A 24,570-nucleotide genomic window follows, 5' to 3' on the forward strand; every position below is an offset into this window, starting at 1 on the left:
ACCTCCAAGGTGGTACAAGCGTTACAGGGCCGAGGGGCACCCTCGGGGTAACGCGACACGTGGTTCAGCGGTGACGTTATCGCGCTCCGACATTTCCTGTCCCGAGACCCCAACCCCTTGCTGTCACTCATAGTAAACACATGAACACGCACAGTGGCTAGGGGTTTGGCGGGCTCAAATCGGAAGAGCGCGCGCCGGGTTGACGTACCCAGACGTCAGACGGTCGAACCGTCCCCGCGCGAGGTCACACGAGTACGTGGTCGACGAAGCACCAGCGCCAGCTCTCCCCGGGCTCGAAGGTCCTCATCACCGGGTGGCCGGTCTCCTCGTGGTGCGCCGTCGCGTGCCGCCTCGGCGAGGAGTCGCAGCAGCCGACGTGACCGCAGGTGAGGCACAGCCGCAGCTGCACCGGGTCCGTGCCCTCGGCCAGACATTCCGGACAGGTGTCGCCCAGGGGCTCGGGTTCCGGGTGCGGCAGCGCGTCGGCGTGCGTGCACTGTTTCATGATTGCCAGGTTACGTCGGATGCGCGGATGGCCGCGCGGGACAAGAGGGCGGGCGAGGACGATGGACGTGATGCCGCTGCTGCTGCTGGTGGCGGGCAGCGCCGCGATCGCCGCGGCGGGCCGGCGCACACCGGTGCCGGCGCCGCTGCTGCTGGTGGCGGCCGGTCTGGCGGTGAGCTACGTCCCCGGCGTACCCGACTACACCCTCGACCCGCACGTCGTACTGCCGCTGCTGCTGCCCCCGCTGCTGTACACGGCCGCCACCGACAGCTCCTACCTCGACCTGCGGGCGCAGCTCAGGCCCGTGGCGCTGCTGTCCGTGGGCTACGTGCTCTTCGCGACCTTCGTCGTCGGCTGGGCCGCGTACCTGATCGTGCCGGGCCTGCCGCTGACCGCCGCGCTGGTGCTGGGCGCGGTCGTGGCACCGCCGGACGCCGTCGCCGCCACGGCGGTCGCGCGCCGGGTGGGTCTGCCCTCCCGGATCACCACGATCCTGCAGGGCGAGTCCCTGGTGAACGACGCCACCGCGATCACCGCCTTCAAGGTGGCGCTGGCCGCCGCGGTCGGAGCGGGCGCCACCTGGGCCGGCGGGATCGCCGAGTTCCTGATCGCGGCGATCGGCGGCGTCGGCGTCGGCCTGGTGCTGATGGTGCCGATCCACTGGCTGCGCACCCACGTGAAGGAGGCGCTGCTGCAGAACACGCTCTCCCTGCTGATCCCGTTCGTCGCCTACGCGGCGGCCGAGCAGGTGCACGCCTCCGGGGTGCTGGCGGTGGTGGTCGTCGCACTCCATCTCGGCCACCGCGCGTGGGAGGTCGACTTCGCCACCCGCCTCCAGGAGGAGGCCGTGTGGAAGATGGTGGCGTTCGTCCTGGAGTCGGCCGTGTTCGCCCTGATCGGACTGCAGCTCCCGGTGGTCCTGAGGGGCCTCGGGGACTACGAGGGTGCCGAGGCCGCCTGGTACGCGGTCGCCGTCTTCCTGGTCGTGGCCGTGGCCCGGTTCGTGTGGGTGTACCCGGCGACCTTCCTGCCCCGGATCCTGTCGGCACGCATTCGCGCGCGCGAGGAGAACCCGTCCTGGAAGGGCCCGTTCGTCATCGGCTGGGCCGGGATGCGGGGCGTGGTCTCGCTCGCCATCGCCTTCTCCATCCCGCTCACCGTGGACGACGGCGCACCCTTCCCCCAGCGCAACCTGATCCTCTTCCTGACCTTCACCACGGTCATCGGCACCCTCGTCGTCCAGGGCGTGACGCTGCCGCCCCTGATCCGCCTGCTGAAGTTCCCCGGACCCGACGTACAGGCCCAGACGCTCGCGGAGGCCAACGCCCAGGCGCAGGCGTCCCGGGCCGCCGAGCAGCGCCTGGACGACCTCCTCGCCGACGAGCGCAACGCCCTGCCGGGACCGCTCGCCGAGCGCCTGCGCACGGTCATGGAACGCCGCCGCAACGCCGTCTGGGAGCGGCTGGGCCAGGTCAACCCGGTCACCGGGGAGACCGTCGACGACACCTACCGGCGGTTGTCCCGGGAGATGATCGGCGCGGAACGCGAGGTGTTCGTCCGGTTGCGGGACGGCCGCTACATCGACGACGAGATGCTGCGCACGCTGCTGCGCCGACTGGACCTGGAGGAGGCGGCCGCGTACCGGGAGGCCGCCTGAGGCGGAGCCCCGGCTCAGGGAAGAGCTCCGGCTCAGGGAAAGGGACGGCCGGTGACGACCGCCGCCAGCGTCGTCCCGCGCGCGAAGGCGCCCTCCCGGGTCAGGACGAGCAGGCCGTACAGCATCTTCGCGACGTACAGGCGCTCCACCGGCAGGCCGTGGCGCTGTTCGAAGTCCTCGGCGAACGACTCCAGCTCGGGGGCGGTGCGGGCGTAGCCGCCGAAGTGGAAGCGGTCGTCGAGGCTCCACGCGCCGCGGGGACCGCCGAACGCCTCCTCCTGGAGCCGCCGTATGTCGCCGGTGAGGAAACCGCCCTTGAGCACGGGTATGCCGAGCGCCCTTCGGCCCGGGGCGAGACCGGCGGCCAGCCCGGCGAGCGTCCCGCCGGTGCCGCAGGCGAGCGCGACGACGTCGGCGCGGCCGTCCAGTTCCTCGCCGAGTGCCCGGCAGCCGCGGACGGCCGCGGCGTTGCTGCCGCCCTCCGGGACGACATGGGCGTCCTCGGCGCCCGCCGCGCGCAGGACGGCCGCCAGGGTGCCGGGGTCGGACTTGCGGCGGTACGTCGACCGGTCGACGAAGTGCAGCCGCATCCCGTCGGCCGCGCACCGGGCCAGGGACGGGTTGAGCGGCCGGCCGGCCAGTTCCTGCCCGCGCACCACGCCGACCGTGGACAGGCCGAGCAGCCGCCCGGCGGCGGCCGTGGCACGCAGGTGGTTGGAGTAGGCGCCGCCGAAGGTGACGACGGCACGGCCGTCCGCCGCCGCGAGGTTCGGCGCGAGTTTGCGCCACTTGTTGCCGACCAGCTCCGGGTGGATCAGATCGTCCCGCTTCAGCAGCAACCGCACGCCGTGCCGCTCGAACCGGTCGTCCACGACCTCCTGCAACGGCGACGGCAGCCGGGGGCTCAGGGCGGCGATGCCGGGGGCGTCGGTACTGGTCACCCGACCATTGTCACCCCGGCACCGCACAGCGCCCGGGTCACTTCAGCCGGTCGCGGATGCGCCCCCGCATCGACGCCATCGTGAAGCCCCGCGGGTCCACCTTTCCCGGCTGCCACTCCAGGTGGCCGATGACGGACCGCTCGTTCCAGCCGTGGTGGCGGCAGACCGCGGCGGCGGCTCTCTCGATCGCCTCCAGCTGCGCCGCGGGCCAGGGATCCTCGCCGTCGCCCAGGTTCTCGCACTCGAAGCCGTAGAAGTGCCGGTTGCCGTCGGTGTTCGTCTCGTTGTCCCGGGGCAGCGCCTTCTCCGCGATCACCGCGCGCAGTACCTCGTCGTCGCCGAGCCCGGCGTGGTTGGCCCGGCCGTATCCGACCAGGTGCACCCTGCCGTCCTTCGTGATGACACCGTGGCACAGCGGGCCGGGCAGACCCTCGTAGCCCTTGCGGCAGATCTCCACCGTCCGCGCGCTGCCCCTGGTCACCGTGTGGTGGATCATCACCCCGTGGACGGGGCCCCAGGGGCCCTTGTGGTTGCGGTTGTGGTGCCGCCAGTCACCGACCTCGACGACGGTGAGGCCCTCCGCCTTCAGGGCTTTGAGGAAACTGCCCGGGGACATGGGTGAGGCCATGGCCGGCTCCTTCGTCCTGAGCGACGGCCGCCCGGCGCGACCGCCCGTACCGGTGCTTGTACCGAAACGGAGCGCTCCCCAATACCTGTTCGGGTCGTGTGCGATGCGATCCGGACAACGCCGGCTCGGCGAACGCGACCCGCGGCCGCCGGGCGAGCACCCATATGTGCCCCGGCCGCCGTTGATCCATTCCCGCTCTTTCGTGTAATAGCACCGGCACGCTCGGTGAGGAAGGCTGGTGCTGCACATCGATGCCGGGCGCAGGTGCGCTCGGCATGTACCGGGAGGGCAATTCCTTATGTCGGTAGGCGAAGAGGTCCGCACCGAGCAGACCAGGCCGCAGCAGAGCCTCGGCACGGCGGCCGCGCGGAACCTGGCCACCACGACCAAGTCCGTACCTCAGATGCAGGAGATCAGCTCGCGCTGGCTGCTGCGCACTCTTCCCTGGGTGGACGTCCAGGGCGGCACGTACCGGGTGAACCGGCGCCTGACCTTCGCCGTCGGCGACGGCCGGGTGACGTTCGTGAAGACCGGCGACCGCGTCGAGGTCATCCCCGCGGAGCTGGGCGAGCTGCCGGCCCTGCGGTCGTACGAGGACGAGGAGGTGCTCTCGGAACTCGCCCAGCGCTGTGAGCAGCGGGAGTTCGGCCCGGGCGAGGTGATCGCCTCGTTCGGCAGCCAGGCCGACGCGGTATACCTGCTGGCTCACGGCAAGGTCGAGAAGATCGGCACCGGGCCCTACGGGGACGACGCGGTTCTCGGCGTCCTCGCCGACGGCGCCTACTTCGGTGACCAGGCGCTGCTCGACGGCGACGCCATCTGGGAGTACACCGCCCGCACGGTCACCGCCTGCACGGTGCTCGTGCTGCCCCGCCAGGAGGTGGAGCAGATCGCGGAGCGCGCGGACTCGCTGCGCGAGCACCTCCTCCAGCGCCGCTCCATCCCCCAGCAGCGCACCAACAAGCACGGCGAGAAGGCGATCGACCTCGCCGCGGGCCACAGCGGCGAGCCGGACATCCCGCACACCTTCGTCGACTACGAGGCCAAGCCCCGCGAGTACGAACTGAGCGTCGCCCAGACCGTCCTGCGCATCCACTCGCGCGTGGCCGACCTCTACAACCAGCCGATGAACCAGACCGAGCAGCAGATCCGGCTGACGGTCGAGGCGCTGAAGGAGCGTCAGGAGCACGAGCTCGTCAACAACCGCGAGTTCGGCCTGCTGCACAACTGCGAGTACGACCAGCGGATCCAGCCGCACGACGGCGTGCCCGGCCCCGACGACATGGACGAGCTGCTCAGCCGCCGGCGCGGCACCAAGCTGTTCCTCGCCCACCCGCGCGCGATCGCCGCGTTCGGCCGCGAGCTCAACAGGCGCGGACTCGTGCCCGAGACGATCGACATCGCCGGCAACCGCATCCCCACCTGGCGCGGCGTGCCGATCTACCCGTGCAACAAGATCCCGGTCACCGAGTCCCGCACGTCCTCGATCATCGCGATGCGCACTGGCGAGCAGGACCAGGGTGTCATCGGCCTGCGGGCCACCGGCATCCCCGACGAGATCGAGCCGAGTCTGTCGGTGCGCTTCATGGGCATCAACGAGCAGGCCATCATCAAGTACCTGGTGACGACCTACTACTCGGCCGCGGTCCTCGTACCGGACGCGCTCGGCGTCCTGGAGAACGTCGAGATCGGCCGCTGGCGGTGACGCCCGTCGCCCGAACGCCGTGTTCCCGCCCGTCCGGGCGGGTACACCACCCCCGGGGTACGGAGGCGGACCGATGGGGGAGATGAGTCCATGACGGAGATTCGGCACAGCACCGTCGGGACGCGTCGTCCCACCGGCACCCTGGAGAGGCACGGGCCCGTCGGGGCGCAGAGCGACAAGGAGCCGCGGGTGGCCGACGGGCAGGAGGCGGAGGCGCTTCTGCGCGAGGCCAGGGCGTCGGTCGACCCGGAGCTGCGGTCCGCCATGGGGTCACTTCCGGATTCGATGCGCCGGATCGCGCTCTACCACTTCGGCTGGCAGCACGCGGACGGCACTCCCGCGGAGGGCAACGCGGGCAAGGCGATCCGCCCCGCCCTCGTCCTCGCCTCGGCCGCAGCGCTCGGCGGATCCGGGGCCCGGCCCGCGGCCGTCCGGGCGGCTGCGGCGGTGGAGCTGGTCCACAACTTCACCTTGCTGCACGACGACGTGATGGACCGGGACACCACCCGCCGCCACCGGCCCACCGCCTGGACCGTGTTCGGCGACGCCGACGCGATCCTGGCGGGGGACGCGCTCCAGGCGCTGGCCCTGCGGCTGCTCGCCGCGGACCCGCACCCGGCGTCCGCGTCCGCGGCCACCCGGCTCGCGGACTGCGTCGTGGAGCTGTGCGCCGGCCAGCACGCAGACACGGCCATGGAGCGGCGCCGCCCGGACGAGGTCACCCTCGAGGAGACGCTCGCCATGGCCGAGGCCAAGACGGGCGCGCTGCTGGGGTGCGCCTGCGCCCTGGGCGGGCTGTACGCGGGCGCGTCCGACGAGGACGTCGAGGCGCTGGACGCCTTCGGCCGCCAGGCCGGCCTGGCCTTCCAGCTCATCGACGACGTGATCGGCATATGGGGCGACCCGGGCCGCACCGGCAAGCCGGCCGGCGCGGACCTGGCCGCGCGCAAGAAGTCGCTGCCGGTGGTCGCCGCCCTCACCTCCGGTACGCCGGCGGCCGCCGAACTCGCCGAGCTGTACGGGGTGCCGTACGAGGGCGACGAGGCGGAGCTGGAGCGCACGGCGCTGGTCGTGGAGCGGGCCGGCGGCCGGGACTGGGCGCAGGCCCAGGCGGCCGACCGGATGGCACGGGCGATGCAGGAGCTGGCCCGCGCCGTGCCCGACCCGGCGGCGGCAGGCGGTCTGCTCTCGCTGGCGGAGTTCGTGACCCGGCGCAGCACCTGACGGTCGCGGAAGGCTCCGGAGCCCGCAGAGCCGTACGGCACCTGACGTCCGTACGGCCGCGCCGTCAAGGGCTCCGGTCCGGCGGGTCCCGCACTTCCCCACGGTGTGCGGGGCCCGTCTCCTCGCCGCCGTCTTCCTCACCCCGTCCGGGAACCTCGGTCCCGTCCGGTCGATGCCACCGGATAGTCTTCAACGGCCGTACGAGCAAGGGCTGTTGAGTCGAAGGGGCGGGCAGGGGCATGGGCGTGGCGATCCGGACGGCGGGGGAGGGCGACCGGGAGCTGGTCGTCCGGCTGCTGGACGAGGCCTTCCAGGACGATCCCGTCAGCGGCTGGGTCTTCCCCGGTGCGGAGTACCGCCGCCGGACCCACCACCGGCTGATGGCGGCCTTCACCGACGCCGTGCTCGCCGACGGGCGCATAGACGTCACCGAGGACGGCGCGGCCTGTGCGCTGTGGCTGTCCGTGCCCGCGGACGAGGGCACGGGCGACGGGGCCGGTGACGCGGTGGACGACAGCCCCGCCCAGGTGCGTGAGGCCGTCGACCCGGACAACGAGCGCGTGGAGCTGATCGGCCGGCTGACGGCCGGCATCCACCCCTCCGGCCGGGCCCACGAGTACCTCTGGATGATCGGCGTGGCCCCGGAGCGGCAGGGCGAGGGACTGGGCACCGCCCTCATCGCGTCGGTGCTCGACCGCTGCGACCGCGAGGGGCTGCCCGCCTATCTGGAGGCGAGCAGCGCCCGCAGCCGAGGGCTGTACGAACGGCTCGGTTTCGCGTTCACCGGAGAGCCCCTGGACCTGCCGGACGGACCCCGGATGTGGCCCATGTGGCGCGAGCCGCGGCCCGCGGACCGCTAGTCCCCCGGTACCGTCGCCTAGCCCTCCGGCACCACCGTCGCCACGATCCGGTCCACCAGCCCCTCCGGGACGTCCACCCCGGGCAGTGCGCCGTCCAGGACGCCCGGCAGGGTCAGGTGCTCGAGGATCAGCCCGAGCATCGCGAGATAGAGCACGACCACCGTCTCGTCACCGCCCGGCAGCCCGGCCGAGCGGTGGAACTCCATGCCCTCGTCCAGGTCGCTGCGCACCGACGCGGTGTAGGAGGCGAGCAGTCCGGGGCGGCGCGTGGCCTCCAGCCGCATCTCCAGCAGGGCCAGGTAGCCGGTGCGGTCCCGCACCGCCCGGTCCATCAGGTCCCGCATGAACGCGGTGACCAGTGAGCGGTCCTTCGCCCCCGTCATCAGCCGGGAGACCACCTCGGGATCGGGCGCGAGCCGCACGTGCAGCCGGGCGTCGATCTGGCGGAGCAGATCGTCGCGGCCGGTGAAGTAGTTGGAGGCGGTGCCCACGGGCACGCCCGCCTCGGCGTCCACCGCGCGGAACGTCAGCCCGCGCGCCCCCTCGCGTGCGAGCACCTCGACACCGGCGTCGACCAGGGCGGCGCGTCGCTCCGGATTGCTGACCATGCGGAACCCTTCCTCTCACTTGATTCCCCTGCGGTGGCGGCCGGGAAATCCTCTTGCAACCACTACAAGTGAAGCACTATAACTGCAGTAGTTCAGATCCGAGACGGCCCGACGAAAAGAGAACGGCTTGCGCAAGCTCACGTACTTCATCGCCTGCTCCATCGACGGCTTCATCGGCGGCCCGGACGGCGACGCGTCCTTCATGACCCGGTTCGTCGACGAGGAGTTCCTCGGCTTTCTCACGGCGGAGTATCCGGAGACGCTCTCGACCCACGGCCGCCGCCACTTCGGCCTCGACGACCTGCCGAACAAGCGGTTCGACACGATCGTCCAGGGCAGGGGCAGCTACGACCTGGCCCTGAAGGAGGGCATCACCAGCCCCTACGCCCACCTGCGCGAGTACGTCGCGTCGCGCACGCTCACCCGGTCGCCCGACCCGAACGTCGAGATCATCTCGGCGGACCCGGTCGGCAGGGTGCGCGAGCTGAAGGCGGAGGACAGCCCGTTCGACATCTACCTGTGCGGTGGGTCGGCCCTCGCGGGAGAGCTCATCGACGAGATCGACGAGCTGGTCATCAAGACCTACCCGGTCGTGCTGGGCACGGGCATGCCGATGTTCGGCTCCGGCTTCGCGGTCTCGCAGTTCGCCCCGGAGTCGGTGCGCACCTTCGGCAACGGCGTGCTGGTGCGGACGTACAGCAGGAAGCGTTGAGCGGCCGTCCGGTCTACGCTGGGGGCATGGACGGCAAGAACCACGTCTGCCCCGTCTGCGGGCAGCCGGTCGAGACGGTCGTCCGGCGCCACAAGACGCTGGGCGCGTGGGTTCCGGTATGGGTGCCGGGACCGTGCCGCAACCCGGACTGCGAGGCGTGCTCCGAGGAGGGCGTGCAGGCCGCGCAGACCGGGGAGGGCGGGCAGGACGACGAGTCCCGCACGCGACTCGGGGCCACCGGGCCGCGGCAGAAGGCCACCGAGAACTCCTGACCTCACCTGACCTCCTCGGTTTCCTGCCCCGCCCACGTAACGGTGCACATGGCATATTCCGCACATAGCCCCCAGCGGAAGGGATGCCATGAAGATCGCAGTGATCGGCGGGACGGGACTGATCGGGTCACAGGTCGTCGGGAGACTGAACGCCGCCGGTCACGAGGCGGTACCGCACTCGCAGTCCACCGGCGTCGACGTCATCAGCGGCCGGGGATTGGACGAGGCCGTGGCGGGAGCCGACGCCGTCGTCAACCTGACGAACTCCCCGACCTTCGACGAAGCCTCACCGGCCTTCTTCCGGACCTCGATGGACAACCTTCTGGTGGCCGCCCGCAAGGGCGGCGTCGGCCATGTCGTCATCCTCTCGATCGTCGGCGTGGACGGGGTGCCGGAGCTGGACTACTACCGTGCCAAGGTGCTCCAGGAGAACATCCTCGCGGCCGGGCCGGTCCCCTACTCGATCGTCCGGGCGACGCAGTTCATGGAGTTCATGGACGCCGTCATGTCCTGGACCGCCGACGGCGACACCGTCCGGTTGCCCGCCACGCCGATCCAGCCGATCGCTGCCAAGGATGTGGCCGCCGAGGTGGCCGAGACCGCCGTCGGCGCCCCGCTGAACGGCATTCGCAACATCGCCGGCCCCGAGATCTTCAGCCTGGACGAGCTGGGCCGGATCACCCTGTCCCGCAAGGGCGACCGCCGTACGGTCGTCACCGACCCCACCGCCGGCATGTTCGCGGTGGTCAAGGGTGACGTCCTCACCGACAAGGACGCCCACCTCGCCCCCACCCGCTACACCGACTGGCTCTCCTGACCCGGGGCCGGCGGCGACGCGGACGGCTCGTCCTGGACGGGTACGGGACCGGCCGGGGGCTCGGGCGTGCCGGCCCGTTCCCGCTTCGGGAGCAGGCGCAGGGCCGCCGCGCCGAGCGCCGCGTGCAGGGCGCTCGCGGTGACCGCGACGATGTGCAGACCGGTCACGAAGGCCGCCTTGGCGTCCGCGGCGGCCGCCACGCCGAGGCCCGGGAGCTGGAGCGTCTCGTCGAGGGTGGGGGCCAGCCCCGGGCCCTGCAGGCGGAAGACCAGCGCGGCCAGGGAGCCGAGGAGCGCGATGCCCAGGGCGTTGCCGATCTCGTTGCTGGTCTCGGCGATCGCGCCGGCCGCTCCGGCCCGCTCCGCGGGGACCGCGCCGACCGCGGTGTCGGCGACCACCGCGAAGGAGATGCCGTAGCCGATCCCCGCGACGGCGGTGGAGGCGACGTACCAGCCGATGCCGCCGCCGGCGGTGGTGGCGAGCAGCGCCAGCAGGCCGGCGGCGATGGCGAAGTGGCCGGTGACCAGGACCGCCCGCTTGCCGAGCCGGTCGACGAACCCCGGGACGACGACGGAGGTGACGGTGAGGACCGCCGCCCCCGGCAGGGCCAGCAGGGCCGCGTCGAGCACGTCCAGGCCGAGTACGGACTGCAGATGGATCCCGGTCAGGTAGGCGGCGGCCGACCAGGCGGCCAGCGGCAGCAGCCCCGTGATGACCGCGATGGTGAAGACACGGTCCCGGAAGAGGGAGAAGTCGATCAGCGGGTGGTCGAGCCCGCGCTGGCGGGCGGCGAACCAGGCCAGCAGGGCGCCGCCGGCGAGCATCGCGGCGACCGGCGGGGCGGCGACCCCGTCGGCGGCCAGGTGCTTCAGGCCGTAGATCGCGAGCAGCAGCCCGGCTGCCGAGGAGACCACGCTGGGCACGTCGACGCGTCCCGGACGCGCGCTGCGGACCTCGCCGAGCAGCACCGGCGCGAAGACCAGGAACAGGGCGATGACCGGCAGGTTCACCAGGAACACCGAGCCCCACCAGAACCGCTCCAGCAGCAGCCCGCCGAGGACCGGTCCGACGGCGAACCCGGCGGCGAACGCGGCCGCGAAGATCCCGATGGCCCGCGCCCGGCGACGCGGCTGGGGGAACAGCTCGCTCAGCACGGCCAGCGCCGAGGGCAGCAGGGTGGCTCCGGCGATCCCCATCAGGACCCGGAACGCGATCAGCAGTCCGGGCGTCGGGGCGAACGCCGCCGCGGCGGACGCCAGCCCGAAGACGGCCGCGCCGGCCGTCAGCAGCCGCAGCCTTCCGTACCGGTCGCCGATGTTGCCGAAGGCGATCAGCAGGGAGCCGACGGCGAAACCGTAGCCGTCCAGGATCCATAGCGCCTGGTCGGCGGTAGGGGTGAGGGCCTGGGAGACCCGTGGCATCGCCAGGAAGAGGATCGACCCGTCCATGGAGACCAGGAGGACCGGACCGAGCACCACGATCAGGCCGAGCCAGGACCGCGGACCCGGCCTCCCGCCGGATGCCGCACGAGTGCCCCCGGGCAGCTTCTGAGTCTTCGTCGTCATGACCACCACGCTCGGGCGCCCGCCGGCCCCCAGCCATCCCACCCCTGTGGGTACACCCGGCAGGTACACCCCGGGCACCGCCGGCGGCGCGATCCACGGCCTACCGTCTACGTCATGGAGAGCCTGGGAACATTCCTGAAGAGCCGTCGGGACCGGATCACGCCGGCCGAGATCGGGCTGCGCACATACGGCTCCCCGCGCCGCGTCCCCGGCCTCAGGCGCGAGGAGCTCGCCCAGCTCGCCGGGGTCAGCGCCGGCTACTACACGCGCCTGGAGCAGGGGCTGGCGGAGTCCGCCTCCGAGCAGGTGCTGGACGCGCTGGCGCGGGTGCTCCGGCTGGACGAGGTGGAAAGCGCCCACCTGCACAACCTCGCCCGGCAGTCGGCTCGTTCCGGCCTGAGTGAGCCCCCGGCCGAGACACCGCACGAGCGCGTCCTCGCCCTCCTCGCCGCCCTGGACGAGGCCACGCCCGCGGTGGTCCTGGGCCGCCGCGGGGACATCCTGGACTGGAACCGCGCCGGGCACGCCCTGCTGGGCGACGGCCTCGCCTTCGACGCACCGAAGGACCCGGACCGCCGGCCGTCCGTGCCCCGGGCGTTCTTCCTGGACCCGTCCGCGCGCGACTTCCACCGCAACTGGTACGAGCTGGCCGAGATCCACGTCGGCTATCTGCGGCTCACCGCGGGCCGCTACCCCACCGACGCGAAACTGGCCGCACTGCTCGGCGAGATCATGATGGGCAGCGACACGTTCGCCGAACTGTGGGCCACGGGCGATGTCCGCGACTGCACCACCGCCGCCATGCACCTCCAGCACCCGGTGGTCGGCGCCCTGAGCGTCACCTACCAGGTCTGGCTCCAGCCCGACAGCCCCGACCACCGCCTGGAGCTCTACACCCCGAACGATCCCGGCTCCGCCGACGCACTGCGGCGACTGGTCCCGCGGACCGCCGAGAGCCCGGCATCCCGGTAGCGGCCGGGCGGAACAGGACCGCACCCGGTCCGAGAGGGACGCCGTGCTGAGCGGCGGCCCGGGGACCGGGTGCGGAAAAGGAGGTGCTGCGGTTCAACGAGAGTGCAGCTCAAGAGGGATGACGCAGGGTCAGGCCTTCTTGGTCTCCCAGAAGATCTTGTCGATCTGGGCGATGTAGTCCAGCGCCTTCTGGCCGGTGGCCGGGTCGGTCGACGCCTTGGCGGCCGACAGGGCCTTCAGGGTGTCGTTGACCAGCTGGTGCAGCTCCGGGTACTTCTCGAAGTGCGGCGGCTTGAAGTAGTCGCTCCACAGCACGGAGACGTGGTGCTTCGCGAGCTCGGCGCGCTGCTCCTTGATGACCGTGGCACGCGCCTGGAAGTGCGGGTCGTCGTTGCCGGCCATCTTCTCCTGGACGGCCTTGACCGACTCCGCCTCGATGCGGGCCTGGGCCGGGTCGTACACGCCGCAGGGCAGGTCGCAGTGGGCGCTGACCGTGACCTTGGGGGCAAACAGGCGGGAAAGCATGAAGCAATCCTTCCTCGTGATCGTCTTCTCAGGGGGGACATTACTCCCTGGGAGACCCGTTTTCGCGAGTGCCCCGGTGGGCTTAGGACAAAAGTCCGGGGTCAGACTGAGACTGGTGGAGGAAGAACCGGGGAGGTGCCGGGAGATGCCGGAGCTGTCGCAGGGGACCGAGCGGGCGAGAGGGGCGTTGCCTTTCGGGCCGGCCGAGGTGACCGGGCCGTCCATGGTGCCCACGCTGCACCACGGGGACCTGCTCCTCGTGCACTGGGGGGCCAGGATCAGGCCCGGTGACGTGGTCGTGCTGCGGCATCCCTTCCAGCAGGACCTGCTCGTCGTCAAGCGGGCGGCGGAGCGGCGCGAGACCGGCTGGTGGGTGTTGGGGGACAACGCGTTCGCGGGTGGCGACAGCACCGACTACGGGGCCGTTCCCGAGGAGTTCGTCCTCGGCCGGGTCCGGTTCCGCTACCGGCCGCCGCGGCGGGATCAGCGCTCGCCGTTCGCCGCGGTCCGCTGGGCGCTGTCGGCCGTCCGGCCGGTGCTCTCCGACCGGTCCGCCTCCAGGCGCTTGCGGGCACGGTAGGCGGCCACGTTGGCGCGGGTGGCGCAGCGGTCGGAGCAGTAGCGCCGGGAGCGGTTGGTGGAGGTGTCCAGGTAGGCGTTGCGGCAGGGGGCGGCCTCGCACAGGCCCAGGCGGTCCACGCCGTACTCCGTGAGGTGGAACGCCAGACCCATCGCCGCGATGGCCGCGTACCCGGCGGTCGCGTTCGACGGGTGGTCCGCCAGGTGCATGTGCCACAGGGGGCGGCCGTCGTCGTCGCGGGTGTCGTGGCCGGAGATCTGCGGGCTCACCGGGAACTCCAGGAGCAGGGAGTTCAGCAGGTCCACGGCGAGGGTCTCGTCGCCGCCGTCCGCAGCCTCGAAGACCGCGCGCAGCCGCGCCCGGACCGAGCGGAACCGGGTCACGTCCGCGTCGGCGGCGCGCCGGGCCGCCGACTGGTTCTCGCCGAAGAGTTCACGGACGGCCTCGATCGAAGTGAGTGCGTCCTTGCCCCGGGCCGGTTCCTCGGTGTTGACGAGACGCACGGCGTAATCCGAGTAATAGGCCAGTTCCACTTGTAGTCCTTACGAAGGGGCTCTATGGTCGTGCCTGCGGTCAGGTAACAGCTGATCGTGGTTCCAGGGTATTACGTGACGTACCTCAGGAGGGGCTCGATGACGGACGCGGACATCACCACCGGCAACGCCGCCGACTGGCACGCCTGGCAGGAGAGCTGGGACCGGCAGCAGGAGTGGTACATGCCCGACCGCGAGGAACGCTTCCGGATCATGCTCGACATGGTGGAGGCCCTGGTCGGCACCGCACCGCGGGTGCTCGACCTCGCGTGCGGCACGGGGACCATCACGGCCCGGCTGCTCGCCCGGTTCCCGGACGCCGTCAGCACCGGCGTCGACCTCGACCCCGCGCTCCTCGCCATCGCGGAGGGCACCTTCGCGGGCGACGAGCGGGTCTCCCTGGTTGCCGCCGACCTCAAGGACCCCGACTGGCCGGCGAAGCTGCCGTACGACTCCTACGACGCCGTCCTGACCGCGACGGCCCTGCACTGGTTCCACAGCGAACCCCTCGCGGCCCTCTACGGTCGGGTCGCGGAGCTCGTCCGCGACGGCGGTGTCTTCATGAACGCGGACCACATGATCGACGACACGACGCCCCGGATCAACGCGGCCGAGCGCGCCCAGCGGCACGCGCGCATGGAGAGCGGCCGGCAGGAAGGCGCCCTCGACTGGGCCGAATGGTGGCAGCTCGCCGCCAAGGACCCGGTCCTCGCCGAGCCGACGGCCCGGCGTTTCGAGATCTACGGCGAGCACGCCGACGGCGACATGCCCTCCGCGGCGTGGCACGCGCGCGTGCTGCGCGAGAAGGGCTTCGGCGAGGTACGGCCCGTGTGGTGCTCGCCGTCGGACACGCTGCTGCTGGCGCTGAAGTAGCGCGGGCGCGTCAAGGGGCGGTGCGGCGAGGGGCGGTACGGGCACACCCCGTACCGCCCCTTCGCGTGCGTACCGTCAGAGCACCTTGGACAGGAACGCCTTCGTCCGCTCGTGCTGCGGGTCGGTCAGGACGTCGCGCGGGTTGCCCGACTCGACCACCACGCCGCCGTCCATGAAGACCAGGCTGTCGCCCACCTCGCGGGCGAAGCCCATCTCGTGGGTGACGACGACCATCGTCATGCCCGACTCGGCGAGGTCGCGCATGACGTCGAGGACGTCGCCGACCAGCTCCGGGTCGAGGGCCGAGGTCGGCTCGTCGAACAGCATCAGCTTCGGGTCCATGGCGAGGGCCCGGGCGATGGCGACCCGCTGCTGCTGGCCGCCGGAGAGCTGCGAGGGGTAGTTGCCGGCCTTGTCAGCCAGGCCCACGCGGTCCAGGAGCTGCATCGCGCGCTCCCTGGCCTGGGCCTTGTTCACCCCCTTGACCTGCACCGGCGCCTCGATGACGTTCTCGGCGGCCGTCATGTGCGGGAACAGGTTGAAGCGCTGGAAGACCATCCCGATGTCCCGGCGCTTGAGGGCGACCTCGCTGTCCTTCAGCTCGTAGAGCTTGTCGCCCTTCTGGCGGTAGCCGACCAGCTCGCCGTCGACGTACAGACGGCCGGCGTTGATCTTCTCCAGGTGGTTGATGCACCTCAGGAAGGTCGACTTGCCCGAGCCGGAGGGGCCGATGAGGCAGAACACCTCGCCGGACTTCACCTCCAGGTCGATGCCCTTGAGGACCTCGACGGGACCGAAGGACTTGTGGACACCCTCGGCCTTGACCATGGGGACGGTGGAGCCCTTCACGGGGGCGTCCGTCCTGCTGGGCTTGTCGGTCATGCCGTCGCTCCCTTCCGGCTCGACAGGGAGAGCACGTTCGCCTTCACCTTCTGCCACGGCGTGGGCGGCAGCTGGCGGCTGGCGCCGCGGGCGTAGTAGCGCTCCAGGTAGTACTGGCCGACGCTGAAGACCGAGGTCAGCAGCAGGTACCAGGCCGCGGCCAGGAACAGCATCTCGGCGGGTGCGCCGGAGGTCTGGCCGATGTCCTGGGCGACGCGGAACAGTTCGGAGTACTGGACGACCGACACCAGCGAGGTCGTCTTCAGCATGTTGATGACCTCGTTGCCCGTCGGCGGCACGATCACGCGCATCGCCTGCGGGACGACGATCCGGCGCAGCGTCTTGGCGTGGCTCATGCCGAGCGCGTGCGCCGCCTCGGTCTGGCCCTCGTCGACCGCGAGCAGACCGGCGCGGCAGATCTCCGCCATGTACGCGGCCTCGTTGAGACCGAGGCCGAGCAGCGCCGTCAGGAACGGCGTCATGAAGTCCGACCACTCGTCCCGGTAGAACGGGCCGAGGTTGATGTACTCGAAGACCAGGCCCAGGTTGAACCAGACGACCAGCTGCACCAGCACGGGCGTGCCACGGAAGAACCAGATGTAGAACCAGGCGATGGAGGAGGTCACCGGGTTCTTCGACAGGCGCATCACGGCGAGGAGGATGCCGCCGACGACGCCGATGAGCATGGCCAGGACGGTCAGCAGGAGCGTCTTGCCCATGCCGGACAGGATGCGGTCGTCGAAGAAGTAGTCCGGGATCGCGCCCCAGTTGATCTTGCCCTGGGAGAACGCGTAGACGACCGCCGCCAGCAGCGCGAGCGCGATGACGGCGGAGATGTACCGGCCGTAGTGCCGGACCGGGATGGCCTTGATGGCCTCCGGCCCGGCCGGGGGCGTGCCGGCCGGGCCGCCCGCCGTCTTGTCGATGTCAACAGTCACGGGTGATGCCTTTCAGTGCCGCCCCGCGGTCACTTGCCGCCGTTGATGGTGCCCTCCGTGACGGCACCGTCCGCCACGCCCCACTTGTCGAGGATCTTCTTGTACTCGCCGTTCGCGATGACCGCGTCCAGGGCCGCCTTCAGGGCGTCCCGCAGCTGGGTGTTGTTCTTCGCGACCGCAATGCCGTACGGCGCGGCCTCGACCTGCTCGCCGACGAGCTGGAAGTCCTTGCCGCCGCCGGAGGTCTTCACCGCGTAGGCCGCGACCGGGAAGTCGGAGGAGCCGGCGTCGGCGCCGCCCGCGCGCAGGCGGGTCTGGGCCTGCTGGTCGTTGTCGAAGGCCTCGATGGAGATCTTCTTGCCGGCCGGGCACTTCTCGTTCTCGGACTTGGCGAGGTCCTCCGAGACCGTGCCGCGCTGGAGCACGATCTTCTTGCCGCACAGGTCGGTCCAGGTCTTGATGCCCTGGTCGTCGCCCTTCTTGGTGTAGATCGAGACGCCGGCGGTGAAGTAGTCCACGAAGTCGACGCCCTCACCGACCTTCTTGCCGGTGTCGGAGTCGATGCCCTCCTGGCGGTCCTTCGTGTCGGTCATCGCGGACATCGCGATGTCGTAGCGCTTGGAGCGCAGACCGGTGATCAGGGTGTCGAACGTGCCGTTCTCGAACTCGAACTTCACGCCGAGCTGCTTGCCCATCGCGTCCGCGAGGTCGGGGTCGATACCGACCGTCTTGCCGGAGCTGTCCTTGAATTCGACGGGTGCGTAGGCGATGTCGGACCCGACCTTGATGACGCCCTTGTCGCGGATGGACTGCGGCAGCTTGTCGGCCAGCGGGGCCGCGCTCGTGGACTGGTTCTCCTTGGAGCCGCCGTCCTCGGTCTGGTCGCCGCATCCGGTGAGCAGCAGGGCGCCTGCGACCGCGATCGCACCGACCGCGGAAATGCGGGAGTACGCGGCGGTCGTACGACGGGTGGAGCTTGCGGTCATGGTGGTTCCTCCGGCGGAAGATGGAGTTGCCGATGGGGCGGGGGCGCCGGCCGAGTCGATCGGCAGGTGCCGTGGGTCGACGAGAGCACACGCCTTCGAGTGTCGCGACCTCGTGTGATTACGGCATCTTGCCATTCGGACTGAGCCATTCGAGGGGGACGCAATGTCAAAATCGGATAACGGGTGACGCCCCGCGGCGGTCCGAACCGCACCAGGTCGGTACATCACGACCGAACCTTTGCGGGAATCCGCCCTTCCGGCCGGAAGATCTTCGGCGTATCTCGGTATGCGGTCATTGCCGGCCGATCTGTGCGGCCGTTCGGGGGCTGTTTCGGGGGTTTGTCAAGAGGTGCCGAGAAGTTGTCCGGATACCTGTCTATGAGTCATGTCACCGACATATGACGTTCGGGGTCCGGCATGTGAGCTTGCACTGAACGGACTCGTCGCAGGGGGCGTCCGTCGGGTAAGAAGGTTCTTTACACCCCTCATCAGGGGCTCAGGGCGCGTGTGCGGCGCGCCCGTCGCGCGGGGCCGTGTGCATCAACGGCCAGGTTCCTGCGCGGTGCCCGCCCATTCCTCACCAGGAGTGGACAAACCCTCAAACCATGAACACTTAAGGGGTAAAACGAAGTGGCAGCGGAGATCGTCAATCCTCGCAGCGACAGCGACGCCGGTGCGGAGGCGGGGGCGGAGCCCCTCGACACCTTCGATCCGGCGTTCGCGCTGCACCGCGGCGGCAAGATGGCCGTGCAGGCCACGGTGCCGGTCCGTGACAAGGACGACCTGTCCCTGGCGTACACGCCCGGCGTCGCGAAGGTGTGCAGCGCGATCGCCGAGCAGCCGGAGCTCGTGCACGACTACACGTGGAAGTCGTCGGTCGTGGCGGTGGTGACGGACGGTACGGCCGTTCTGGGGCTCGGGGACATCGGGCCCGAGGCCTCTCTTCCGGTGATGGAAGGGAAGGCGATTCTGTTCAAGCAGTTCGGCGGTGTGGACGCGGTCCCGATCGCGCTGGACTGCACGGACGCCGATGACATCGTCGAGACCGTGGTGCGGCTGGCGCCCTCGTTCGGCGGGGTCAACCTGGAGGACATCTCGGCGCCGCGGTGCTTCGAGATCGAGCGGAAGCTGCAGGAGCGGCTGGACATCCCGGTCTTCCACGACGACCAGCACGGCACGGCGGTCGTGACGCTGGCGGCGCTGCGGAACGCTGCGCGGCTGAGCGGGCGGACGCTGGGTGAGCTGCGGGCGGTGATCTCGGGCGCGGGCGCGGCCGGGGTGGCCATCGCCAAGATGCTCGTCGAGGCCGGGATCGGTGATGTCGCGGTGGCCGACCGGAAGGGGGTCGTCTCGGCGGACCGGGACGATCTGACGCCGGTGAAGCGGGAGCTGGCCGGGTTTACGAACAAGGGCGGGCTGTCCGGGTCGCTGGAGGCGGCGCTCGCGGGTGCCGACGTCTTCATCGGGGTCTCCGGCGGTACGGTGCCGGAGCCGGCGGTGGCCTCGATGGCCGAGGGGGCGTTCGTGTTCGCGATGGCGAACCCGAATCCCGAGGTGCACCCGGATGTCGCGCACAAGTACGCGGCTGTCGTGGCGACGGGGCGGTCGGACTTCCCGAACCAGATCAACAACGTGCTGGCGTTCCCGGGCATCTTCGCGGGGGCGCTGCAGGTGCGGGCGTCCCGGATCACCGAGGGCATGAAGCTCGCGGCGGCCGAGGCGCTGGCGTCGGTCGTTGGTGACGATCTCGCGGCCGACTACGTCATCCCGTCCCCGTTCGACGAGCGGGTCGCTCCCGCGGTCACGGCGGCGGTGGCGGCGGCCGCTCGGGCGGAGGGTGTCGCCCGTCGGTGACGGTGTGCAGGTGAACGGTCCCGTCCTTGGGTGGGCGGGGCCGTTTTTCTATGTGTGGGGGGTGTGTGGTGGGTGCGGATGCCTGCGGCGGCCTGTGGTTGTGAGTGGGGGTGCGCGTAGCGCGTTCGGTTGTGTTGTGGGTCGGGGCCGTGTCGGGGGGTGTCCGTCCTCGGAACGGCGCGGAATCGGTTGGTGATCAGCTGACTGGCGTTGACGCGCCAACCGCTGCGGGCGGACACCCCCCGACACGTCCCCTTCCCGCCGTACGCGACTGCCGGCCCGTCGTAGCTGCCGTAGCTGCGGGCAGTCGTGCCTCCCCCAGTGCCTGAACGGCCTGGGAGGCACCCCGGCAGCGCCGGGCCGCGCGACCCACCCCCGGCCCGCACCCACGCCGGGCGCCGCACCTGACCGGCGCCGGCCTGGCAAGAGGGCGTGTGTCACAGGGCCGCCTGGTTTCGGATGAGCGGTGTGGAACCTATCGTCAAGGTCATGTTCGCTGTCTACGCCGCCCGAATCGACCGCGACCAGCCGCTCTCCGGACTGGAATTGGGAGAGCGCCCGGCTCCCGAGGCCCGCCCCGGCTGGAGTGTCGTCGACGTCCGGGCCGCCTCCCTCAATCACCACGACCTGTGGTCCCTGCGCGGCGTCGGTCTCCCCGAGGACCGGCTGCCGATGATCCTCGGCTGCGATGCCGCCGGGGTCGACGAGGACGGCAACGAGGTCGTCCTGCATTCCGTGATCGGTCAGAGCGGGTACGGGGTGGGGCCCCGGGAGCCCCGGTCGATTCTCACCGAGCGCTATCAGGGGACGTTCGCCGAGCGGGTCGCCGTGCCGACCTGGAACATCCTGCCCAAGCCCAAGGAGCTCTCCTTCGAGGAGGCCGCCTGTCTGCCGACGGCCTGGCTGACGGCGTACCGGATGCTCTTCACCAACGCCGGGGTGCGCCCCGGTGACTCGGTGCTGGTGCAGGGGGCCGGGGGCGGGGTCGCCACCGCCGCGATCGTGCTGGGGAAGGCGGCCGGACTGCGTGTCTTCGCCACCAGCCGGGACGAGGCCAAGCGGAAGCGGGCCGTGGAGCTGGGGGCCGTGGAGGCGGTGGAGCCGGGTGCGCGGCTGCCGCAGCGGGTCGATGCCGTGATCGAGACGGTCGGGGCGGCCACGTGGTCCCACTCGGTGAAGTCCCTGCGTCCCGGGGGGACGGTCGTCATCTCGGGTGCCACGAGCGGTGACCGGCCTTCGCACGCCGAGCTGACCCGGATCTTCTTCCTGGAGCTCAAGGTCGTCGGGTCCACGATGGGCACCAAGGAGGAGCTGGAGGATCTGCTGTCCTTCTGCGCCGCCACGGGCGTGCGGCCCGTCATCGACGAGGTGCTGCCGATGGAGCGGGCCCGTGAGGGCTTCGAGCGGATGGAGTCGGGGGAGCAGTTCGGCAAGATCGTGCTCAGCGGCTCCTGAGCGGTTCTGCGAGGTCTCGCGGCGGGTCCGGTGATGCCGGGCCCGCTGTTTTTTCGGTCCGAGTTGTCAACTTGGGTTGACGGGTGCGGTTTGTCAATCTATGTTGACAGCATGACTGAAGCTACGGATCTCGCCGCACGTGCGGGGGATCGCGATCCTCGGGTCGGACTGCGGGCCGTCGCCGCGCTGCGGAGGCTGCTGGAGCAACTGGAGTCGGTGCAGGTGCGCAGTGCGCGCAATCAGGGGTGGTCGTGGCAGGAGATCGCCACGGAGCTCGGGGTCAGCAGGCAGGCCGTGCACAAGAAGTACGGGAGGCATTGATGTTCGAGCGGTTCACCAAGGATGCCCGCGCCGTGGTGCAGGGGGCCGTCGAGTGCGCTGCGGGGGTGAAGGCGCCCGTGGTGGGGGCTGAACACCTGTTGCTCGCCTTGCTGGAGCGTGAGGTCAGCCGTGGCTCCTTCGCGCTGGCCGCTCTCGGCGTCGCCGAGCGCAAGGAGTCGGTGCGGCAGGCGCTGGAGGACGCGCGGCGGCGGGCCGGGCTGTCGCAGGCGGAGGCCGACGCCCTCGCGGGACTGGGAATCGACGTCGCGGAGGTCGTCGCCCGGGTGGAGGAGACGCACGGCGTCGGGGCGATGGCCGGTGGCCCGAAGGGCGTGGGCCGGCGGTCGGGGCGGCCCGGCTTCGCGCGGGACGCCAAGGAAGTGCTGGAGAAGGCGCTGCGGGTCGCCCTCGCCCGGCGCGAACGGCACATCGGGGACGAGCACATCCTGCTCGCGCTGACCGTCCGTCCCGGCGTGCCCGCCGAGGTGCTCGCCGATCACGGGGTGACCCATGAGTCGCTGACCAGGGTGCTGGGAGGGGCGGGGGAGGCCTGCGCCTGACGCGGCGCTCCCGGGGGAGGGGGCGCCGCGCGGGGGCACCCCCTCCGGCGGTCAGTGCTTCGGGGGCCGCAGTATGGCCCCGATGTGCGCCGCCGCGGTCGAGAGGTGGCGGCGTGCGTCGCGCAGCTGGCCGCTCGTGATGCCGTGGTCCCGGGCCGCGTCGCGGATGTCGTCCCGGAAGCGGTCCAGCAGGCGGTCCAGGTCGCGGGCCGGGTCGCCGGTGGAGTCCGCCGGGTTCTCGTGGGCCCAGGACGGGGTGTAATCGGCGGGGAAGTCCTCGGGGGTGCGGGAGTACTCCGGCTGGGCCGCCGGTGTGTCGGTGCCGGCGCGGCCGAAGCCCCAGTCCTTGCCGAACTCGCCGACCTCCTTGGCCAGTTCGCTCAGCCCCTCGCGCAGCCCCGTCGGCCAGTCGCCCCGCGCGAAGTGGTCCTGCACCTGCTCCTGGACCCGCTTGGCGATGCGCTGCACCTCCTCCTGCGCCTGGGCCCGCGCCCGCTCCTGGGCCTCCCTGGCCTGGTTCCGGGCCCGCTCGGCCTCCTCGCGGGCGCGACGGCTCTCGTCCTTGGCGCGGCGGGCCTGCTCCTTCCACTCCTGCTTCACGCGCCGCATCTCCTCCTTGGCCGCGCGCCAGGACTCCCTCTCGCCGGCGTCCGCGGCCTCGGTGCCGCCCTGCTCGCCACCCGGGCCGGAGCGGCGGGCCTCGCTGGCCGCTGCCCTCATCTCCCGGCGCAGGTCGCCGGCCGCACCGCGGACGTCGGCCCGGATCTCCGCGGCCAGCTCGGCCACCGACTCCCGGATCTCCAGCTCCAGATCGGCCAGCTCGCCGCGGCGGCCGTCGAGCTCGGCGCGGCCCGCGTCCGTGATGGAGTAGACCTTCCGGCCGCCCTCGGTGGTGTGGGTGACCAGGCCCTCGGCCTCCAGCTTGGCCAGGCGCGGGTACACCGTGCCCGCGGAGGGCGCGTACAGCCCCTGGAAGCGCTCTTCGAGGAGGCGGATCACCTCGTAACCGTGGCGCGGGGCCTCGTCCAGCAGCTTGAGCAGGTAGAGGCGGAGGCGGCCGTGGGCGAAGACGGGGGGCATGTCAGAGCACCTTCTTGTCGGTCGTACCGTCGGCCGGGGCTCCGGTGGCGCCAGGGCCGGAAGCGGAATTGTCCCGCGAGCCGTCCGGTGCGCCGCTCGCCGGACCGGCGTCCTCCGGTTCCCTGGGCCATGGCCCGTCCTCCGTCGGCGGCCGGCGCAGCAGGGCGATCGAGCCGGAGACCGTGGTGGCCTTCAGCCGGCCGTTGCCCGCGCCGAGCCGTCCGGTGATCCGCTTGGCGCCCCACTGGCCGGTGACCCGGAGGTCCTCGAAGGCGCTGGAGACGGTGCCGCTGGCCGTGTTCGCCTCCACCTCGGCGTCGGCGGGGTGCGGCAGCCGGATGGCGATCTCGCCCGAGACGCTGTTCAGACCGATGTCGGTCGGTCCGCCGGCCGTGTCCAGGTCGACGATCATCGAACCGCTCACCGAGTCGGCCCGGACGGAGGAGCCCGCCTCGACCACGGTCAGGTCCCCGGAGACGGAGTGGAAGCGCAGGTCTCCGGTGAGGGCCTGTGCCTCCACGCTGCCCGAGACCGTGTCGGCGCGGACCGGGCCCGCGAGGCTCACCAGCGTGGTGTCCCCGGAGACCCCCTTCACCTCGGCGCGTCCGGCGATTCCGGAGATCACGGCCGACGCGCTGACCACACCGACCTCCACGCGCGTGCGTGCCGGCACGGCCAGGGACACCACCGCGCTGCGGCGCCAGCTGTGGCGGTCGAGCCACTTGAGGAAGCCCTTCCAGGGCAGGTCCTCATAGGCCACCGTGAGCGTGCCGTCCTCGTGGGTCACGATCAGGGGTGGCCCCTCGATCTCGGAGACTTCCAGGCGGGCGGACGTCTCGTCCGTGCCCACCACGTTCACCGTCCCGTTCACGATGCGTACCTGGAGCTCGCTCACCGGCTCGTCGAAGGTGAGCTTCCCGGGCTCCGCGACGGACCACTCGGACATGGTGCAGACCTCCTCGACCGAACGCGCCATATCGCGTCCCTGGCAATCACGATATATCGCGGAGGCGGGAAGTCAAGACGCACGTTCCGGTGAGCCGTGGCCGGCGGCCCTTCACCGGCCCCCGGACCACGCCCCGGACCACGCGCGGCGCACGTTGCATAGGCTGGGGCGCAGTCGGAACACGGACGCACGCAGGAGAACACAGGCCATGTACTTCACCGACCGCGGTATCGAGGAACTGGAGAAGCGGCGCGGCGAGGAAGAGGTCACCTTCGAGTGGCTCGCCGAGCAGCTGCGTACGTTCGTGGACCTCAACCCGGACTTCGAGGTGCCCGTCGAGCGCCTCGCCACCTGGCTCGCCCGGCTGGACGACGAGGACGACGAGTAGACCCTCCTGCTCCGTGCCCCGGCTGCTCCGCGCCCCGGCCCCGCTCCGCATCCCCGGTGGTCCGGCCGGCGGTGGCGCGGCCGGATCATGCCCTCGCACTCCGCACCGTCCGGGGTTAGCCTTCTCCTCCCATTGGGGTAGGTGACTTCCCCAGGACCGGGGGAGCCGGAAGCGAACGGACGG

General features: G+C 71.3%; 27 protein-coding genes. 15 read left to right on the forward strand and 12 right to left on the reverse strand.

What is annotated here, in order from left to right:
- Positions 1-244: 244 nt before the first annotated feature.
- Entirely contained in the window at positions 245-505 is a 261-nt protein-coding gene (locus H0H10_RS24950; protein ID WP_188183336.1) for a UBP-type zinc finger domain-containing protein, read from the reverse strand.
- Between the two features lie 61 nt (positions 506-566).
- Here H0H10_RS24950 and H0H10_RS24955 point away from each other — a divergent pair, with 61 nt between their 5' ends.
- The gene (locus H0H10_RS24955) at positions 567-2,162 is read left to right on the forward strand and encodes a Na+/H+ antiporter (protein WP_188183337.1); all 1,596 of its coding nucleotides are present in this window, start codon (positions 567-569) and stop codon (positions 2,160-2,162) included.
- 32 nt (positions 2,163-2,194) lie between these two features.
- On the opposite strand, the gene H0H10_RS24960 is transcribed toward H0H10_RS24955, so the two are convergent.
- Positions 2,195-3,103 carry a 1-aminocyclopropane-1-carboxylate deaminase/D-cysteine desulfhydrase gene (locus tag H0H10_RS24960; RefSeq protein ID WP_188183338.1) on the reverse strand — a complete coding sequence of 303 codons (909 nt, stop codon included), beginning with the start codon at positions 3,101-3,103 and terminating at the stop codon, positions 2,195-2,197.
- A 37-nt stretch (positions 3,104-3,140) separates the two neighbouring features.
- Complete coding sequence (locus H0H10_RS24965) at positions 3,141-3,731, reverse strand: N-acetylmuramoyl-L-alanine amidase (protein WP_188183339.1); 591 nt, start codon at positions 3,729-3,731, stop codon at positions 3,141-3,143.
- A gap of 298 nt (positions 3,732-4,029) precedes the next feature.
- Between H0H10_RS24965 and H0H10_RS24970 the strand changes: the two genes are divergently transcribed.
- From H0H10_RS24970 to H0H10_RS24980, 3 genes are all read left to right on the forward strand, one after another.
- Positions 4,030-5,436, forward strand: a complete 1,407-nt coding sequence (locus H0H10_RS24970; protein WP_188183340.1) for a family 2B encapsulin nanocompartment shell protein — start codon at positions 4,030-4,032, stop codon at positions 5,434-5,436.
- A 90-nt stretch (positions 5,437-5,526) separates the two neighbouring features.
- Entirely contained in the window at positions 5,527-6,660 is a 1,134-nt protein-coding gene (locus tag H0H10_RS24975) for a family 2 encapsulin nanocompartment cargo protein polyprenyl transferase (protein ID WP_188183341.1), read from the forward strand.
- 239 nt (positions 6,661-6,899) lie between these two features.
- Positions 6,900-7,520: a GNAT family N-acetyltransferase gene (locus tag H0H10_RS24980; RefSeq protein ID WP_188183342.1), complete on the forward strand. Its 621-nt coding sequence runs from the start codon at positions 6,900-6,902 to the stop codon at positions 7,518-7,520.
- Between the two features lie 17 nt (positions 7,521-7,537).
- Here the strand turns inward: H0H10_RS24980 and H0H10_RS24985 are convergent, their stop codons facing one another.
- Positions 7,538-8,128 (reverse strand): TetR/AcrR family transcriptional regulator, encoded by a 591-nt coding sequence (locus tag H0H10_RS24985; RefSeq protein ID WP_188183343.1) that lies wholly within the window; start codon positions 8,126-8,128, stop codon positions 7,538-7,540.
- A gap of 127 nt (positions 8,129-8,255) precedes the next feature.
- Here H0H10_RS24985 and H0H10_RS24990 point away from each other — a divergent pair, with 127 nt between their 5' ends.
- From H0H10_RS24990 to H0H10_RS25000, 3 genes are all read left to right on the forward strand, one after another.
- A complete protein-coding gene (locus H0H10_RS24990) occupies positions 8,256-8,840 on the forward strand; it encodes a dihydrofolate reductase family protein (protein WP_188183344.1) in 585 nt (194 codons plus the stop codon).
- 26 nt (positions 8,841-8,866) lie between these two features.
- On the forward strand, positions 8,867-9,112 hold the full coding sequence (locus tag H0H10_RS24995; protein ID WP_188183428.1) for a hypothetical protein: 246 nt from the start codon (positions 8,867-8,869) through the stop codon (positions 9,110-9,112).
- 88 nt (positions 9,113-9,200) lie between these two features.
- On the forward strand, positions 9,201-9,929 hold the full coding sequence (locus H0H10_RS25000; protein ID WP_188183345.1) for an SDR family oxidoreductase: 729 nt from the start codon (positions 9,201-9,203) through the stop codon (positions 9,927-9,929).
- Here H0H10_RS25000 and H0H10_RS25005 read toward each other — a convergent pair.
- Positions 9,908-11,494 (reverse strand): MFS transporter, encoded by a 1,587-nt coding sequence (locus H0H10_RS25005; RefSeq protein ID WP_188183346.1) that lies wholly within the window; start codon positions 11,492-11,494, stop codon positions 9,908-9,910. The genes H0H10_RS25000 and H0H10_RS25005 overlap by 22 nt on opposite strands.
- Positions 11,495-11,608: 114 nt before the next feature.
- Here H0H10_RS25005 and H0H10_RS25010 point away from each other — a divergent pair, with 114 nt between their 5' ends.
- Positions 11,609-12,466 (forward strand): helix-turn-helix transcriptional regulator, encoded by an 858-nt coding sequence (locus H0H10_RS25010; RefSeq protein ID WP_188183347.1) that lies wholly within the window; start codon positions 11,609-11,611, stop codon positions 12,464-12,466.
- 129 nt (positions 12,467-12,595) lie between these two features.
- On the opposite strand, the gene sodN is transcribed toward H0H10_RS25010, so the two are convergent.
- The gene (gene sodN, locus H0H10_RS25015; RefSeq protein ID WP_077796552.1) at positions 12,596-12,991 is read right to left on the reverse strand and encodes a superoxide dismutase, Ni; all 396 of its coding nucleotides are present in this window, start codon (positions 12,989-12,991) and stop codon (positions 12,596-12,598) included.
- Positions 12,992-13,136: 145 nt separating this feature from the next.
- Between sodN and sodX the strand changes: the two genes are divergently transcribed.
- Complete coding sequence (gene sodX / locus H0H10_RS25020) at positions 13,137-13,571, forward strand: nickel-type superoxide dismutase maturation protease (RefSeq protein WP_188183348.1); 435 nt, start codon at positions 13,137-13,139, stop codon at positions 13,569-13,571.
- Here the strand turns inward: sodX and H0H10_RS25025 are convergent.
- Positions 13,475-14,104: a CGNR zinc finger domain-containing protein gene (locus H0H10_RS25025; RefSeq protein ID WP_188183349.1), complete on the reverse strand. Its 630-nt coding sequence runs from the start codon at positions 14,102-14,104 to the stop codon at positions 13,475-13,477. The two genes, sodX and H0H10_RS25025, sit on opposite strands and share 97 nt — an antisense overlap.
- 99 nt (positions 14,105-14,203) lie before the next feature.
- Here H0H10_RS25025 and H0H10_RS25030 point away from each other — a divergent pair, with 99 nt between their 5' ends.
- Positions 14,204-14,977 (forward strand): class I SAM-dependent methyltransferase, encoded by a 774-nt coding sequence (locus tag H0H10_RS25030; protein WP_188183350.1) that lies wholly within the window; start codon positions 14,204-14,206, stop codon positions 14,975-14,977.
- A gap of 75 nt (positions 14,978-15,052) precedes the next feature.
- On the opposite strand, the gene H0H10_RS25035 is transcribed toward H0H10_RS25030, so the two are convergent.
- The 3 genes from H0H10_RS25035 to H0H10_RS25045 are packed head-to-tail and all read right to left on the reverse strand — an operon-like array spanning position 15,053 to position 17,783.
- Positions 15,053-15,805 (reverse strand): amino acid ABC transporter ATP-binding protein, encoded by a 753-nt coding sequence (locus H0H10_RS25035; protein ID WP_188183422.1) that lies wholly within the window; start codon positions 15,803-15,805, stop codon positions 15,053-15,055.
- 50 nt (positions 15,806-15,855) lie between these two features.
- Positions 15,856-16,797 carry an amino acid ABC transporter permease gene (locus H0H10_RS25040; RefSeq protein ID WP_188183351.1) on the reverse strand — a complete coding sequence of 314 codons (942 nt, stop codon included), beginning with the start codon at positions 16,795-16,797 and terminating at the stop codon, positions 15,856-15,858.
- A 29-nt stretch (positions 16,798-16,826) separates the two neighbouring features.
- Complete coding sequence (locus tag H0H10_RS25045) at positions 16,827-17,783, reverse strand: ABC transporter substrate-binding protein (RefSeq protein ID WP_188183352.1); 957 nt, start codon at positions 17,781-17,783, stop codon at positions 16,827-16,829.
- Between the two features lie 630 nt (positions 17,784-18,413).
- Here H0H10_RS25045 and H0H10_RS40785 point away from each other — a divergent pair.
- The 4 genes from H0H10_RS40785 (at position 18,414) to H0H10_RS25065 (ending at position 21,973) form a co-directional block, all read left to right on the forward strand.
- Positions 18,414-19,637, forward strand: a complete 1,224-nt coding sequence (locus tag H0H10_RS40785; RefSeq protein ID WP_188183353.1) for an NAD(P)-dependent malic enzyme — start codon at positions 18,414-18,416, stop codon at positions 19,635-19,637.
- A 489-nt stretch (positions 19,638-20,126) separates the two neighbouring features.
- Positions 20,127-21,092: a zinc-binding dehydrogenase gene (locus H0H10_RS25055; protein ID WP_188183354.1), complete on the forward strand. Its 966-nt coding sequence runs from the start codon at positions 20,127-20,129 to the stop codon at positions 21,090-21,092.
- Positions 21,093-21,203: 111 nt separating this feature from the next.
- Positions 21,204-21,413, forward strand: a complete 210-nt coding sequence (locus H0H10_RS25060; RefSeq protein ID WP_188183355.1) for an RNA polymerase sigma factor sigma-70 region 4 domain-containing protein — start codon at positions 21,204-21,206, stop codon at positions 21,411-21,413.
- Positions 21,413-21,973: a Clp protease N-terminal domain-containing protein gene (locus tag H0H10_RS25065; RefSeq protein WP_188183356.1), complete on the forward strand. Its 561-nt coding sequence runs from the start codon at positions 21,413-21,415 to the stop codon at positions 21,971-21,973. Before H0H10_RS25060 ends, H0H10_RS25065 begins: the two co-directional genes overlap by 1 nt.
- 51 nt (positions 21,974-22,024) lie before the next feature.
- On the opposite strand, the gene H0H10_RS25070 is transcribed toward H0H10_RS25065, so the two are convergent.
- Both H0H10_RS25070 and H0H10_RS25075 read right to left on the reverse strand, forming a co-directional pair.
- On the reverse strand, positions 22,025-23,053 hold the full coding sequence (locus H0H10_RS25070; RefSeq protein ID WP_188183357.1) for a PadR family transcriptional regulator: 1,029 nt from the start codon (positions 23,051-23,053) through the stop codon (positions 22,025-22,027).
- A gap of 1 nt (position 23,054) precedes the next feature.
- Complete coding sequence (locus H0H10_RS25075; protein WP_188183358.1) at positions 23,055-23,999, reverse strand: DUF4097 family beta strand repeat-containing protein; 945 nt, start codon at positions 23,997-23,999, stop codon at positions 23,055-23,057.
- A gap of 208 nt (positions 24,000-24,207) precedes the next feature.
- Between H0H10_RS25075 and H0H10_RS25080 the strand changes: the two genes are divergently transcribed.
- Positions 24,208-24,387: a DUF6104 family protein gene (locus H0H10_RS25080; RefSeq protein ID WP_003992906.1), complete on the forward strand. Its 180-nt coding sequence runs from the start codon at positions 24,208-24,210 to the stop codon at positions 24,385-24,387.
- Positions 24,388-24,570 lie beyond the last annotated feature (183 nt).

This window comes from Streptomyces griseicoloratus, from assembly GCF_014534645.1.
Taxonomy (GTDB): domain Bacteria; phylum Actinomycetota; class Actinomycetes; order Streptomycetales; family Streptomycetaceae; genus Streptomyces; species Streptomyces griseicoloratus.

What these genes read in the sequence shown, in the direction of transcription:
- sodX (WP_188183348.1), top strand. Translation starts at nt 13,137, where the DNA reads ATGCCGGAGCTGTCGCAGGGGACCGAGCGGGCGAGAGGGGCGTTGCCT.
- H0H10_RS25045 (WP_188183352.1), bottom strand. Translation starts at nt 17,783, where the DNA reads ATGACCGCAAGCTCCACCCGTCGTACGACCGCCGCGTACTCCCGCATT.
- H0H10_RS25005 (WP_188183346.1), bottom strand. Translation starts at nt 11,494, where the DNA reads ATGACGACGAAGACTCAGAAGCTGCCCGGGGGCACTCGTGCGGCATCC.
- H0H10_RS25075 (WP_188183358.1), bottom strand. Translation starts at nt 23,999, where the DNA reads ATGTCCGAGTGGTCCGTCGCGGAGCCCGGGAAGCTCACCTTCGACGAG.
- H0H10_RS24995 (WP_188183428.1), top strand. Translation starts at nt 8,867, where the DNA reads ATGGACGGCAAGAACCACGTCTGCCCCGTCTGCGGGCAGCCGGTCGAG.
- H0H10_RS25080 (WP_003992906.1), top strand. Translation starts at nt 24,208, where the DNA reads ATGTACTTCACCGACCGCGGTATCGAGGAACTGGAGAAGCGGCGCGGC.
- H0H10_RS25065 (WP_188183356.1), top strand. Translation starts at nt 21,413, where the DNA reads ATGTTCGAGCGGTTCACCAAGGATGCCCGCGCCGTGGTGCAGGGGGCC.
- H0H10_RS24975 (WP_188183341.1), top strand. Translation starts at nt 5,527, where the DNA reads ATGACGGAGATTCGGCACAGCACCGTCGGGACGCGTCGTCCCACCGGC.
- H0H10_RS25060 (WP_188183355.1), top strand. Translation starts at nt 21,204, where the DNA reads ATGACTGAAGCTACGGATCTCGCCGCACGTGCGGGGGATCGCGATCCT.
- H0H10_RS24950 (WP_188183336.1), bottom strand. Translation starts at nt 505, where the DNA reads ATGAAACAGTGCACGCACGCCGACGCGCTGCCGCACCCGGAACCCGAG.
- H0H10_RS24965 (WP_188183339.1), bottom strand. Translation starts at nt 3,731, where the DNA reads ATGGCCTCACCCATGTCCCCGGGCAGTTTCCTCAAAGCCCTGAAGGCG.
- H0H10_RS25035 (WP_188183422.1), bottom strand. Translation starts at nt 15,805, where the DNA reads ATGGTCAAGGCCGAGGGTGTCCACAAGTCCTTCGGTCCCGTCGAGGTC.
- H0H10_RS24980 (WP_188183342.1), top strand. Translation starts at nt 6,900, where the DNA reads ATGGGCGTGGCGATCCGGACGGCGGGGGAGGGCGACCGGGAGCTGGTC.
- H0H10_RS24985 (WP_188183343.1), bottom strand. Translation starts at nt 8,128, where the DNA reads ATGGTCAGCAATCCGGAGCGACGCGCCGCCCTGGTCGACGCCGGTGTC.
- H0H10_RS24970 (WP_188183340.1), top strand. Translation starts at nt 4,030, where the DNA reads ATGTCGGTAGGCGAAGAGGTCCGCACCGAGCAGACCAGGCCGCAGCAG.
- H0H10_RS25010 (WP_188183347.1), top strand. Translation starts at nt 11,609, where the DNA reads ATGGAGAGCCTGGGAACATTCCTGAAGAGCCGTCGGGACCGGATCACG.
- sodN (WP_077796552.1), bottom strand. Translation starts at nt 12,991, where the DNA reads ATGCTTTCCCGCCTGTTTGCCCCCAAGGTCACGGTCAGCGCCCACTGC.
- H0H10_RS25030 (WP_188183350.1), top strand. Translation starts at nt 14,204, where the DNA reads ATGACGGACGCGGACATCACCACCGGCAACGCCGCCGACTGGCACGCC.
- H0H10_RS25055 (WP_188183354.1), top strand. Translation starts at nt 20,127, where the DNA reads ATGTTCGCTGTCTACGCCGCCCGAATCGACCGCGACCAGCCGCTCTCC.
- H0H10_RS24955 (WP_188183337.1), top strand. Translation starts at nt 567, where the DNA reads ATGGACGTGATGCCGCTGCTGCTGCTGGTGGCGGGCAGCGCCGCGATC.
- H0H10_RS25070 (WP_188183357.1), bottom strand. Translation starts at nt 23,053, where the DNA reads ATGCCCCCCGTCTTCGCCCACGGCCGCCTCCGCCTCTACCTGCTCAAG.
- H0H10_RS25000 (WP_188183345.1), top strand. Translation starts at nt 9,201, where the DNA reads ATGAAGATCGCAGTGATCGGCGGGACGGGACTGATCGGGTCACAGGTC.